Here is a 13,649-nt window from a genome sequence, read left to right on the forward strand (position 1 = left end):
TTGCAGGTAGGGGTTTTGTCTTTAAGTAGGAACTACAGAGATTCGCAGGCACGTCCGAGTGACGGGCCAGCACACAGAATTTCTTGACGACCATAGAGCATTGGAACCACCTGATCCCATCCCGAACTCAGCAGTGAAACGATGCATCGCCGATGGTAGTGTGGGGTTTCCCCATGTGAGAGTAGGTCATCGTCAAGATTCAAACCCAAAGCCCCTGTCTGCACTGCAGACAGGGGCTTTGTCTTTTCCGGGTACCAATACCGTTAGAACTGATAGCTGACCGTGGCGCTGACGTTGCGTTCTTCACCCATGTAGCAGTAGTTCAGGCTGGCACAGGAAGTGATGTAGCTTTCGTTGGTAAGGTTGTTGGCGTTAAGGCGCACATCCACACCCTTGAGCCCCACCTTGCCCAGGTCATAGCCGATCGAGGCGTCGAACAAGGTGTAGGAAGGCACCTTCATGCTGTTTTCCGCATCCACCCAGCTGTACCCCACATACCGCACGCCACCGCCCAACCGCAGGCCATCCAGGGGCCCCTGGTGGATGTTGTAGTCGGCCCACAGCGAGAACATCTGCTTCGGCGCCTGGGTTGGCGAATTGCCTTTGTTGTCCAAGTTGCCCGACACCAGGCTCGGCATCGCCTTGGCGTACTCGATGTCGGTAAAGGTATAGCCACCCAACAGTTTCAAGCTGTCGGTCAGTTGCACATGCGCCTCCAGCTCTAGCCCCTGGGAACGTACTTTACCTACAGGGCGATAGAAGTCTTCGTCAGGCTGCTTGGACGCCAGGTTCTCTTGCTCGATACGGAATACCGATGCGGTAAACAAGTTGTCGCTGCCTGGTGGCTGGTACTTGATGCCAGCCTCCCATTGCGTCCCCTCCGTCGGTGCCAGCGGACGGCCTTCCTGGTCGGACACGGTGTTAGGGTTGAACGACTCCGAGTAGCTGACATAGGGTGCAATGCCGTTCTCGAACAGGTAGAGCACCCCGGCCCGGGTAGTCATTTTGGAGCGCTGATCGCTGACCTTGGTATCGCTGTCGCGATTCTCTTCAGACACCTTCACCCAGTCCTGGCGCAGTCCCAAAGAAAAGCGCCACTGGTCCAGCTCTACCAAGTCCTGCAGGTACACGCCAGTTTGCTGCAAACGCCGCAGGTAGCGGTTCTCGCCCAGTACCTGAAGGTTGCCATTGCCATACTGCGGGTTCCCGGCATCCAACGGGTCGACCGTGCCATAACGCCAAGTGACGTCAGCCTTGCGCCGCTGGTAGTCGGTGCCCAACAGCAGGGTGTGTTTGGCAGCACCCGTGAAGAATTCCGCCTGCAGCATGTTGTCGATGATGTACGAATGCAGGCGCTCGTCGCCGCCGGTGTAAGCACGGTTGAGCATGTTGCTGTCGGCGTCTGCCCAACCGGCCGAATACACCTGGTCCATGGATACGTCGGAATCCTGGTAACGGAAGTTCTGCCGTGCGGTGAACACATCGTTGAAACGGTGCTCGAACTGGTAGCTGAAGGACTGCTGTGTGCGCTCGTAGTTGTCGATGCCCGGCTCACCCTCGAAGAAGTGATCCGACAGGCGCAAGCCGTTGCGCTTGTGCAGCATGCCATCTGCAGGGTTGCCGCCGTGGTAACCACCGTTAGGGTCATGCTGCAGATACGCTTGCAGTGTGAGCGACGTGTCTTCGGTGAAGTCGATGCTGATCGCCGGTGCAATGGCGTAGCGTTCTTCCTTGCTGTGGTCGAACTGTGTGTCGGAAGCATCCGCCAGGCCTGTCAGTCGATAAGCGATACGCTTGTCATCGTCCACTGGGCCGCTGAAATCAAAACCCGTCCCGCGCTGGCCCTGGGTACCAACCGTGGCCTGAACCTGATGGTAGGGGGTAAACAGTGGCTTCTTGGTGGTCAGGGCTACCAGGCCACCCGGTGAGCTTCGCCCGTACAGTACCGAAGACGGCCCTTTGAGAATGTCGATGCGCTCAAGGAAGTACGGGTCCACCTGCATGGTGCTGTAGGTGCCGTTGTCGCCCATGGACTTGAGCCCGTCGACATAGATGTTATCCACAGAGCCGTCGTTGAAGCCGCGCATGGCCACATAGTCGTAGCGGTGGGTCGCACCGTAAGGGTTAGTCAGTACTCCAGGCGTGTAGCGCATGGCCTGGGCAACGGTCTGTGAGCCCTGATCGTCCATCTGCTGGCGGGTAACCACAGACACCGATTGGGAGGTCTCGACCAACGGCATGCTGGTCTTGGTCGCCACCTGGCTGTGGGTGGCGTTGTAGCCCTCCATGCTGCCCAGTGCATTGCCGAGGGTGAAGCTACGGATATCAGTGTCGGGCAATGACAGTGCGGCGTCCTGGCGTTGTGCCTGCAGCACATAGCTACGTCCGTCCTGGCTGACGGCCTCCAGACCGCTGCCATTGAGCAGCTGGCGCATGGCCTGATCGTTAGCGTACTGCCCCTGTAGGCCGTTGGACTGCAGGCCATCGGTAAGCTCAGGCGTACTCGACAGGGTAATGCCGGCCTGGCGAGCGAACTGATTGAGCACCTCAGCGAGCTGGCCGGACGGGATTGCGTAGTGATGACTCACTTGGGCCGTTTCAGCTGCTACGGAAAGCTGCGAAGCGGATGCCAGGCCCAAGGCGGTTCCAAACAGGGCAGCCCGGATGGCTTGGCGCAAGCGTACCGATTGCAGGGCAGGTCGAAGATCGCTTGGTTGGAACGTGTGCATTAACACCGGGTTGATAGACATGAAGGGTCCGTTGGAGGGTTGAGGGCAGAAGGGGTCGCTTACTGTCCTAGCCGGACCGGGATTCAAAACCCGCCAGAAATCGATAAGGCCTTATCAGGCCAAGCGCTCTACACGTACCCACCAGCGTGTACGTTGACGAAGCTTCACGGGCAGCGTTTGCGGCAGCAACTGCAGCAGTTGCTCCGGGTCTTCGAGACGGAACACCCCCGACAAGCGCAGATCGGCAACCTCGTCGCTACAGCCCAGATAACCATGACGATAACGGCGGACCTGCGCGAGGAAGTCGGCCAAGCGCATGTCCTGGGTCACGATCAGCCCTTCGGCCCATGCCATCGCATCCATGTCCATGTGTGCGAGCCGGTGCGCGCCTTGAGCATCCAGGCGCCAGTTCTGTCCGCTTTCGATCCACAGCAGCTGGCCATTGCCAGGTCGATGAATCGCGACTTTGCCGTGGCTGACGCTTACGCGCGTACAGTCGCTGTCCTGGTAGGCCACAAAGCGCCCTTCGAATCCTTCCAGCAGCGCGTCACGTGTTTGTACCAGCAAGGAATGCCGAGGGCCGCAGGTGATCATCATCTCCCCGTGCTTCAGGCGGACCAGACGCTGTTGGTCACTGAAGGCCAGGTCCACTGCACTGTGGGTATTGAGTTGCATCAATGAGCCATCGGGCAGCGTGAACGCGCGTCGTTCGCCCGTGCCGGTGGCATAGTCCGAGGCCCATGCACTGACGGCATTGATGTCTTTGGCCAACCATGTTGCCGACCCCACCATGACAACGCCGCCAAGCAGCTTCAGCGCCTGCCGCCTGTGCAGGCGTTGCTGGCTGGTTTCCAGGGTTTGCAACGCCAGCCCGGCACCGGGTATGGCACGTAAGTCGAGGTCTTGATGCAGGTGTGTAAGCCGTTGCCAGGCTCGCTCGTGTTCGAGCCGAGCATTGCGCCATTGTGCGCATTCCAATTGTAGAGCCGGGTCATGCCCGCTTTCACGAAGCCGCAGCATCCACTGGATGGCCTGCTTGACCACTTTTGCATCAGGGCGTGCGGCGGCCATCGCTTCAGCACTCGTCTTCGTAGCGCAGCACGTAGCAGTGGTAGAGCGCATCGGCAATGTAGCGTTCTACCGTGCGGACGGAGATTCCCATCTGTTCGGCGATGGCCTGGTGCTTCAGCCCCTCGCATTGGGCCAGCAGGAATGCGCGTCGTACCTTGGGTTTGAGGCCGTCGAGCATGCGTGCAATGCGCTCAAGCAACTCCAGCAGCAGCTCGCGGGTTTCTGCAGAGGGGGCCTGCGCTTCCGGTACATGGGCCAGCGCCTCCAGGTAGGCCCTGTGCAGCTCCTCGCGGCGCCAGTGATCGATTACCAGCCCACGCGCGACTGTGCGCAAGAAGGCCCGGGGAGCATTCAGCTGCAACTGCTCACGGCGCTGCAGCAGGCGTATGAAGGTGTCATGGGCCAGGTCTGCGGCATCGGCGGCGTTGCCGAGCTTGCCGCGCAACCAGTTGTGCAACCAACCGTGGTGGTCACTATAGAGCGTTTGCACGCAGTCGTTGCTGGGCATGGAGGAGGGCGCCGGCATCAATGGACATGAATGATAATTAGTCTCATTGTTGGCGGGGCAGGATCAATTTGCAACCCATCAGCTCGCGTCGCCCCTAAAGCCGGCGACGGATTAACGCCCCAACTGTGTATCCAGGTAATTACGGATTACCCGCGCGCCACTATTGAGGTGCTGTTCCAGCACTGTTACCGCCTCATCGACCAGCTTGTCACTGGCCGCATCCACCAGTGCGTTGTGATCATCCTGGGTGAGTTTGCCCAAGCCCATGGAGGAAAGATGAAAACGCAGGAAGCGTTCTTCTTCGTTCAGTTCGTTCTCGATCAGGCGCAGCAGTTTTTTATTTGGCGCCTTGCTGTACAGCGACATGTGGAACAGGCGGTTCAGGCGGCCGATTTCGGCATGGCGGGTTTCGTTTTCCAGCAGTTGGATATACCCACGGGCGCTGGCGATGTCGCTGGCATCCAGCAGCGGGATGGACTGGCGCAGCGCCTCGCTCTCAAGCAGTACACGAAGGGCATAGGTGTCCACCGCATCCTCGCCGATCAACGGCGCAACCACCGCACCTTTGTGCATTTCCACTTTCAGCAGCGATTGTGCTTCCAGCTGGCGCAGGGCCTCGCGCACGGGCATGCGGCTGACGCCGAACAAGGTGGCGAGTTCTTGCTGGCGCACGGCAGTACCTGGGGGCAAGCGGCCATCGAGAATGGCGCTACGCAGGCGTTCTTCGATAACGCCACGGGCCTGGTGTGGCAACAGCTGCTCGCTGGCCAGCACATTGCTCAATTTGATTTTCTCGGCCACGCGACGTCTGCCTCAACGATGACTAAAGTTGGATCCAATGACACTAGTTACAGCCCATGGGAATTGTCAAACCTGTACCCGTAATGGAACGGGCGCCCCAAAAGCGCGGCTATGGTGGATGAAGTCGCCTGCCAAAGGAAGCGGCCTATAGAAGGTTATAAACAGAAAGTGTAGGCGGGCTGACAAACGGGTGCATGATTGCAGCGTGCCATTGTCTTTTGCTGTGGCAAGCCCCACCATCGCTGCTTTCGACTGATCTGAACAGGGCTTCGCAGTGGCGATATCCTGGGTGCTCAAAACCGTTGTGCGACGTGTCGGCTTTGCCGCGCTGCTGGGCAGTCTGCTGCTGGGCGGCTTGCACGCGGATTGGGATTTTTCCCAGATCAGCCGCAAGTCGCAGGCCCTGTATGGCCCCTTGGGGGCCGGGAAGGGGCGCATCGATGCCTGGCAGAACCTGATGGCTACCCAGAAGCAGGGGAATGAGCTTGAGCGGCTGCAAGTGGTCAACCGCTTCTTCAACCAGCAATTGCGCTATGTCGAAGACATCGACCTCTGGCATGAGGTCGATTACTGGGCCACACCGGTGCAGGCCTTGATCAAGGGCGCCGGGGACTGCGAAGACTACGCCATCGCCAAGTATTTCAGCCTGCGGCGCATGGGTATCCCCAGCGAAAAACTGCGCATCACCTACGTAAAGGCGTTGCGGCAGAACCGGGCACATATGGTGCTGACCTATTATTCAAGCCCACAGGCGCAGCCTTTGGTGCTCGATAGCCTGATGGACGCCATCAAACCGGCCAGCCAGCGTACCGACCTGTTGCCGGTATACGCCTTCAATGGCGAGGGGTTGTGGCTGACGGGGGCCGCGGGCAACAAGAAGGTCGGCGATACCAAGCGGCTGTCACGCTGGCAGGATTTGCTGAAAAAAATGCAGGCCGAAGGGTTCCCGGCCGAGCCTGTTTACTGAAGGAGCACAGATGTCACTGTTCAAACAATTGCTGTTGGCCATTTGCCTGTTCCTGGTGGTCGCCTTCAGTGGCAGTTTCATGGTCAGCCTGGAAAGCTCGCGCAGCCAGTACGTCAACCAGCTGCGCTCGCATGCCCAGGATGCCGCGACCGCGTTGGCGCTGTCACTGACGCCTAATATCGACGACCCGGCGATGGTCGAGCTGATGGTCAGTTCGATCTTCGACAGTGGTTACTACTCCAGCATCAAGGTCGTCGACCTGGGTTCCAATGCCGTGCTGGTGGAGCGTCACGCCGAGCCGGACCCTGGCGGTGTACCCCGCTGGTTCGTGAACCTTATCGGCCTGGAGGCTGCCGGCGGGGACGCCATCGTCAGCCGTGGCTGGCAGCAGGCCGCGCGCGTTGAAGTGATCAGCCACCCGATGTTCGCCATTGCCAAGATCTGGCAAAGCGCCTTGGGCAGCCTGGGCTGGCTACTGCTGTGCGGTGCCGCCAGTGCCGTGCTCGGTGCCTTGCTGCTGCGCCGCCAGTTGCGGCCGCTGGACTACATGGTCGAGCAATCCCACGCCATTGCCCGTCGCGAATTCCTAAGCCTGCCCGAGTTGCCGCGTACACCGGAGTTGCGCCGCGTGGTGCAGGCAATGAACCAGATGGTCGAGAAGCTCAAGGCCCTTTTCACCGAGCAGGCCGAGCGCAGCGAGCGGCTGCGTGCCGAGTCGTACCAGGACAGTTTGACTGGCCTGTCCAACCGCCGCTATTTCGAGATGCAGTTGAACACCCGGGTGAGCAACCTGGAAGAAGCGCGCGCGGGCTACCTGCTGTTGCTGCGCGTTCAAGGCCTGGCGGGTTTGAACGCCCGCCTGGGTGGCCAGCGCACCGACCAGTTGCTGCAAGCTGTGGGTGAGCAGTTGCGCCGTACCTGTGCCAGTTTCCCGGAAACCAACGACCTGATTTCCCGCAGCCGTGGCGGCGAGTTTGCCGTGCTGGCGCCGGGCATGGTGCATGAGGAAGCGGTACACCTTGCCCAGGCGCTGGAAGCGACGCTGCAGAGCCTGCACGAGACCGGCGCCAGTTATATCGACCCGGTTGCCTGCATCGGCCTTGCGCCGTTCAGCCCCGGTGATGCACCACAGGCGTTGCTCAAGCTTGCCGACGAAGCCCTGGCCCGTGCCGAAAACCAGCCGACGCCAGGCTGGGTGTGCCTTGAACAAGGCGTGGCTGCTGTTGCGGCGGACAGCCAGCACGACTGGCATGAGCGGCTTGACCAAGCCTTTATCAACGGGCATTTCGAACTGTTCTTCCAGCCCGTGGTGGGCTCCGGCACGCCACAACGGGTGCTGCACCACAAAGTGATTTCGCGCTTGAAGGATGGCCAGGGCGAGGCGTTGCCCGCGGGCCGCTTCCTGCCCTGGCTGGAACGCTTTGGCTGGATGCCTCGGCTGGATGTGCTGGTGCTGGAGAAAGTGCTGGCGCACTTGCGTGGGCATGACCAGGTGCTGGCGCTGAACCTGTCTGCCGCCACGCTGGCCGACCCCAAGGCCCTGCAGCGCGTCTTCGAGCTGCTGGGCCAGAATACGGCCATGGGGCCTCGGCTGGTGTTTGAAATTGGTGAGGAGCAGTTGCCTGAACAGGCGGCCCTGGAACACCTGACCCGGCGCCTGCACGCGCTTGGCTTTGGTCTGGCGCTGCAGCGTTTCGGTGGCCGCTTCAGCATGATCGGCAACCTGGCGCACCTGGGCCTGGCGTACCTGAAAATCGATGGCAGCTATATCCGCAACATCGACCAAGAGCAGCACAAGCGTCTGTTCATCGAAGCGATCCAGCGCGCGGCACACAGCATCGACCTGCCTTTGATTGCCGAGCGGGTCGAGACGGAAGGGGAGCGGCGGGTGTTGAAGGATATGGGTGTAGGCGGGATTCAGGGGCAGCTGGTTGGCGAACCTGCGCCCTGGCGTTAACTGAACCCGATCCCCTGTAGGAGCGGCACAAGGCCGCTCCTACAATGAGCCGCGCAGACTTGCTATCACCGCTCGCGCAGCGCTTCCGAACGCGCCTTCATGATCGGCTTGAGCAGGTAGCTCATGATGGTTTTCTTGCCGGTCATGATATCCACCGTAGCCACCATCCCCGGAATGATCAGCAGCGGTTTTTCGTCAGTCCCCAGGTGGCTGCGATCGGTGCGCAGCTTGATCAGGTAATACGTGGTCTTCTTGTCTTCATCGGTGATGGTGTCCGCACCGATCTGTTCCAGCTTGGCCTTGAGCCCACCGTAGATGGTGTAGTCATAGGCCGTGAACTTCACCGTCGCTTCCTGGCCAGGGTGCAGGAAGGCGATGTCCTTGGGCAGGATTTTCGCTTCGATGACCAGCGTGTCGTCCAGTGGCACGATCTCGATGATATCGCTGCCTGGCTGGATGACTCCGCCAATGGTGTTCACCAACAGCTGCTTGACGATACCGCGCACCGGTGAAGTGACCATGGTGCGGTGTACCCGGTCGTCCAGTGCTTTACTGGTGGCGGTCGCCTTGTTCAGCTCGGTGCGTGCCTCGTTCAGCTGGGTCAATGCTTCGCTGCGGAACTTGCCACGGGTTTCTTCGATCTTGCTCTGCACCTCGCGGATGGCGGCCTCGGCACGCGGGATGGCCAGTGCGGTGGAGTCAAGCTGGCCGCGGTTTTCAACTTCTGCACGGCGCAGGCGCAGCACTTCTACCTGGGAAATCGCACCGGTCGCCACCAGCGGTTCGGACATGCCGATTTCCTTGCGCAGCAGCTCAAGGCTGTTGGCGTACTGGGCGCGTTTGGAGCTGTACTCACGCAGTTCCTGCTGGCGCTGGACCAGTTGCTGCTGCAGGCCGCCAATTTCGTCCTGCAGTTGCTGGCGCCGGCTCTGGTACAGCGACTCTTCACTGGCTGCCTGGCTGGGTGCGGCTTTGCGCAGTTCTTCGTCGATCTTGAGCGGGCTGTCCTGAACTTCCGCACTCAGTCGTTCGACCCGCAGGGCCATGGCCAGGCGATCTGCCTCGGTTTCACCCACGTTTGAAGCGAAACGGGTTTCGTCCAGGCGCAGTAGTGGCTGGCCCACCTCTACGATCTGCCCTTCCTTGGCGAAGATCTCGGCGACGATGCCGCCTTCCAGGTTCTGGATCTTCTGCACTTTGGAAGACGGGATAGCCTTGCCTTCGCCCCGCGTGACCTCATCGATGGGCGCAACGCTGGCCCATACGATCATGAACACGAAGAACAGGATCACGCCCCAGATGGTCAGCCTTACCACCCTTGGCGCATCCTCGATCAGGGCTTTGTTTACCTCTGGCAGCGGCTGGCCGCCCAGTGAGTCGGAGCCCTTGAAATAGCGCCTCAGGCCATCCTTGAATTGCCCCATATCCAGCTTATGCAACACTGATCTGCCCCTTCTTCAGCGCATCCATGACCGCGGCTTTCGGGCCGTCGGCGACTATCTGTCCGCGATCGATCACGATCAGTCGGTCCACCAGCGACAGCAGCGAGGCGCGGTGCGTGACCAACAGCACCGTCTTGCCCTCCACCACGGCTTGCAGGCGCTGTTTGAGGCGTTCTTCGCCCGTGTTGTCCATGGCGCTGGTCGGCTCATCCAGCAGCAGGAGCTGCGGGTTGAGCAGCAGCGCACGCCCCAGGGCAACGTTCTGCCGCTGGCCACCGGACAGGTTCTGCCCGCGCTCCCCCACTTGCAGCTCGTAGCCGTCCGGGTGCAGGCGGGCGAATTCATGCACGCCTGCCAGCTCGGCAGCTTGCAGGATAAGCTCGTCCTCGATGTAGCGGGCACCGCTGACCAGGTTGTCGCGCAGCGTGCCAGCCAGCAGCTGGATGTCCTGCGGTACATAGCCGATGTTGTGGCGCAGTTCGCTGACGTCGATCTGGCGAATGTCTACACCATCGACCAGCAGCGAGCCGCCATTGGCCTCGTACAGGCCAACGATGAGCTTGGCCAGCGAGCTCTTGCCCGAGCCGCTGCGGCCAATGATGCCGACCTTCTCGCCGGGGCGGATGGTCAGGTTGATATTCTTCAGGGCCAGGTTCTGCTGGTTGGGATAGGTGAAATCGACCCCGCGGAACTCGACGCTACCCTGCAGCACCTTACGACTCAGCGGGCGCTCTTCGAAGTTACGCTCTTGCGGTAGCTCCATCATGTGGTCGGTGGAAACCATGGTCACCTTGGCCTGCTGGTAGCGGGCGAGCAGGCCGTTCAGCTGGCCCAGTGGGCCGAGCGCGCGGCCGCTGAGCATGTAGCAGGCCACCAGGCCACCCATGCTCAGGTTGCCATCGATGATCAGGTACACGCCGACGCAGATCATCGCCACGCCCGCCAGTTGCTGGATCAGCAGGGTGATGTTCATCGCCAGGCTAGACAGCACCTTCACCCTCAGCTCCAGGCGGCTGAGCGTACCGAGGGTCTGCTCCCACATGTACTGGCGTTCGCTTTCGGCGTTGTTGACCTTCACCGCGTCCAGGCCGGCCAGGGTCTCGATCAGGCTGGACTGGCGCTCCGAGGCCAGAGCCATCGTCCGTTCCATGGTCGCCATCAGGGGCCGCTGCAGGGCGTAGCCGATGCCCAAGGCCAGTGGGAAGGCGATGACCGGGATCCATACAAGGTGCCCGCCAATGATGGCGATGACGACCAGGATCAGGATGGTGAAAGGCAGGTCGATCAGGCTGGTAAGCGTCAGCGACGCGAGGAAGTCGCGCAGGCCCTGGAACTCGTGAATGTTCTGGGCAAAGCTGCCCACCCGTGCCGGCCGGTACTTCATCGACATGCCGACGATGCGTTCGAACAGCGTTGCTGAAATGATCAGGTCGGTTTTCTTGCCGGCAAGGTCCAGGCACAGGCCGCGCAGACCTTTGAGGATCAGATCGAAAATGTAGGCGCCGGCGATGCCGACGGCCAGCACCCAAAGTGTCGACGTAGCCTGGTTAGGTACCACGCGGTCATACACGTTCATCACGAACAACGGCGCGGCCAAGGCAATCAGGTTGATCACCAGGCTGGCGGCAATGGCATCGATATAAAGCCATTTGCTGCGCAGCAGCGTGTCGCGGAACCACGACTTCGCCCGTGGGATCAGGTTGCCGTGGTTGACGTCGAACTTGTGTTGCGGCTGGGCAAAGAACACCCGGCCGCTGTAGTCGCTTTGCAGGGCTTCGCGGCTGACATGCACCTCGCCACCGTCGCTCTCGCTGAGCAGCAGGCGTGCGGTATCTTCATTTTCCCAGCCCAGCAGGACGGCGCTGCGGCCTTCCTTGAGCAGCAACATGGCCGGCATGGCGATGCTCGGGATCTGCTCCAGCTTGCGTTGCAGCAGGCGCCCTTGCAGGCCCGCCCGGGCGGCGGCGCGCGGCAGCAGCTCGGGGCTCAGGCGCTGGGCGGGCAGCGGCAGGCCCGTGGTCAGCATGACCCGGCTGGCGGGTTTCTGGTGCAGGACACACAGGCTCAGCAGACTATCCAGCAAGGGATCGTCATGCTGACTGCGTGGATCGTGGCTGAGTTGGACTCGACTGACTTCAGATTCCACGCGGCGCTCTCTTCATCCTTGTGGTGGGTGGGGTGGGTGTGCCGCCGTTCAGGTCTATCGGCTCACCCTGACGTTCAATTGTGCTGCAAAGCAGCTGCCAATGGTCGCCTTGAATCGACACTGAGTAAACAATTCTACGTTGTTATTGCTACGGCATAGACGCAGCCATGCGGTGACTGTTTCATTTCTGATCCTGTTGGGGATCCGTTTCATGTGCAGCATAGCCTGCCATCCAGGCAACGCCGTTTGGGTGAATGATCGGCTCGCGGGCTTGTCAGTAAACAGGCGCTGATTTGTTGACGTTTTAAAGCGGGCAGATCATTAAAATTCATCGCGCGAAGAGCCTTTGCACATTGAACCGTAGTTCTGTAATCACCGATGGTTTGCCATCATTCCCATGCCCAGTATTCGCGTGCGGGTTCGCTATCTGTTTGATCTGCGGTAAATCGTTTGTTGGTGGCCGCAATCAATAGCAGGCTTTGGTTTGCAATGGCATGAGTGCGGCCCTGATTCTGCCTGGGTTTCAGACCCTTTTCCGGGTGACTTCAGGCAAGGTTTGTGCTTGTAAACGCGCACGGGCCTAGGGCAGCGGAAGTGACCAGAATGTTGACGCCAACGACCTTGACGGTAGCCGATGGACGGTGCTTCTAAAGTGTGTAATGACATCTGCCCGTATGTGGAAAAGGCTCCTGAACTTAACGGCCAGCGCATTTTTGATGATGTACGACATTGGTCCTCGGCAAACGGTTGGCTAAGGTACAAATATCAATGTGACATTACATTGCCGATTGTTTAGGATGGCCTGTATAAGGTCAATACTTTGGCAGTGTTGCGGTTTCAAAAAGTTATAGACGGAATGTTGACGCAAGAAAGCGTCAAGAGATCATCGACATAAGTTCCGCCTGAAGTGGCTTGCAGTGCCGCTCTGGCAGGGAAGTACCCATCGGGTCACACGGAGAGTCCAATGAGCAGCGTTGTAGCCATCGTCAAAAGCATTGTCGGCCAGGTTATTGCGGTATCCCCAGAGGGCATTCGTCGTGTGCTCATCGAGGGGGACCGCCTGTTGGCAGGTGAGGAAGTGCTCACTGGCCCGGGCGGTGCGGTGACTCTGGAGCTGGCCGATGGCCGTCTGCTTGACCTGGGCCGTGACAGCCAGTGGAGCGCCGATACGCCCGACAGCAGCACCGACCTGAGCCAGGCGACCGCACAGGCCGCGCCGTCGGTGGAAGAGCTGCAGCAGGCGATCGCTGCGGGTGTCGACCCGACTACCGAGCTTGAAGCTACCGCAGCCGGTCCGTCGGCCGCAGGCGGTGGTGGCGCGCTGGGTGGTGGTCACAGCTTCGTGATGCTCGAAGAAACGGCGGGCCGGGTTGACCCCACCGTTGGATTCCCCACTGAAGGGCTGGGCTTTGCAGCCACGCTGGACAGTGAAGAAGTCGGCCTGCTGGGTGACACCAACAACAACCTGGTGACCACGCCGACGACGGACACCAACGTTGCTACCGACCTGATCCTTGGCGCCACTCCTTCCATCAGCGAAGCGGGTGGCGTAATCGTTTATACCGCCACGGTTGGACAGGCACCGACTACCAACCTGGTCATTACCCTGTCCAATGGCGCCGTGATCGTCATTCCGGCCGGGCAGACCAGCGGTAGTGTCAATGTCGTGGTCCCGGCGAACGATACACCGTATATCGACGGTGGGCAGATCTCGGCGACTGTGACCGGTGCCACCGGTGGCGGCGGTTTGACGGTGACATTGCCGCAAACGCCGGCGGTTACCCAAGTGACCGATACCATCGATACGACCACTGCGACACTGACTGCTTCGCCAAGCGTTACTGAAGGCGGCGTCATCACTTACACCGTGACCCTGAGCAACCCTGCTCAGACGCCGGTAACCGTGACCCTGTCCAATGGGCAGGTCATTACCATCGAGGCCGGCAAGACCCAGGGCAGCGTCGACTTCCAGACCCCGGCGAACGACGTCTACAACAACGGCTCGACCGTCAGCGTCACCATCGAGAA

At 60.4% G+C, this 13,649-nt stretch carries 9 protein-coding genes and 1 rRNA gene; 4 read left to right on the forward strand and 6 right to left on the reverse strand.

Annotation, left to right across the window (positions count from 1 at the left end):
- The first annotated feature begins 82 nt into the window (after positions 1-82).
- Positions 83-198, forward strand: a 5S ribosomal RNA gene (gene rrf, locus PM2_RS28620).
- Positions 199-263: 65 nt separating this feature from the next.
- Here the strand turns inward: rrf and PM2_RS28625 are convergent.
- The 4 genes from PM2_RS28625 to PM2_RS28640 all read right to left on the reverse strand — a co-directional run bounded on the left by PM2_RS28625 (position 264) and on the right by PM2_RS28640 (position 5,109).
- Positions 264-2,678, reverse strand: coding sequence for a TonB-dependent siderophore receptor (locus PM2_RS28625; protein ID WP_028700049.1), 2,415 nt, complete (start codon positions 2,676-2,678; stop codon positions 264-266).
- A 165-nt stretch (positions 2,679-2,843) separates the two neighbouring features.
- Positions 2,844-3,800: a FecR domain-containing protein gene (locus PM2_RS28630; protein ID WP_028700048.1), complete on the reverse strand. Its 957-nt coding sequence runs from the start codon at positions 3,798-3,800 to the stop codon at positions 2,844-2,846.
- 4 nt (positions 3,801-3,804) lie between these two features.
- Complete coding sequence (locus PM2_RS28635; RefSeq protein WP_016714381.1) at positions 3,805-4,308, reverse strand: sigma-70 family RNA polymerase sigma factor; 504 nt, start codon at positions 4,306-4,308, stop codon at positions 3,805-3,807.
- 111 nt (positions 4,309-4,419) lie between these two features.
- Positions 4,420-5,109 (reverse strand): GntR family transcriptional regulator, encoded by a 690-nt coding sequence (locus tag PM2_RS28640; protein ID WP_016714382.1) that lies wholly within the window; start codon positions 5,107-5,109, stop codon positions 4,420-4,422.
- A gap of 280 nt (positions 5,110-5,389) precedes the next feature.
- Here PM2_RS28640 and lapG point away from each other — a divergent pair, with 280 nt between their 5' ends.
- The gene (gene lapG, locus PM2_RS28645; protein ID WP_371059104.1) at positions 5,390-6,076 is read left to right on the forward strand and encodes a cysteine protease LapG; all 687 of its coding nucleotides are present in this window, start codon (positions 5,390-5,392) and stop codon (positions 6,074-6,076) included.
- Between the two features lie 10 nt (positions 6,077-6,086).
- A complete protein-coding gene (lapD, locus tag PM2_RS28650; protein WP_028700047.1) occupies positions 6,087-8,033 on the forward strand; it encodes a cyclic di-GMP receptor LapD in 1,947 nt (648 codons plus the stop codon).
- Positions 8,034-8,098: 65 nt separating this feature from the next.
- On the opposite strand, the gene PM2_RS28655 is transcribed toward lapD, so the two are convergent.
- Positions 8,099-9,457 (reverse strand): HlyD family type I secretion periplasmic adaptor subunit, encoded by a 1,359-nt coding sequence (locus PM2_RS28655; RefSeq protein ID WP_174442283.1) that lies wholly within the window; start codon positions 9,455-9,457, stop codon positions 8,099-8,101.
- Between the two features lie 7 nt (positions 9,458-9,464).
- Positions 9,465-11,621 carry a type I secretion system permease/ATPase gene (locus PM2_RS28660; protein WP_016714386.1) on the reverse strand — a complete coding sequence of 719 codons (2,157 nt, stop codon included), beginning with the start codon at positions 11,619-11,621 and terminating at the stop codon, positions 9,465-9,467.
- A gap of 964 nt (positions 11,622-12,585) precedes the next feature.
- Between PM2_RS28660 and PM2_RS28665 the strand changes: the two genes are divergently transcribed.
- The coding region (locus PM2_RS28665) for a retention module-containing protein (protein ID WP_042132620.1) at positions 12,586-13,649 on the forward strand (1,064 nt) is incomplete at its 3' end.

The sequence above is a fragment of the Pseudomonas monteilii NBRC 103158 = DSM 14164 genome, assembly GCF_000730605.1.
GTDB lineage: Bacteria > Pseudomonadota > Gammaproteobacteria > Pseudomonadales > Pseudomonadaceae > Aquipseudomonas > Aquipseudomonas monteilii.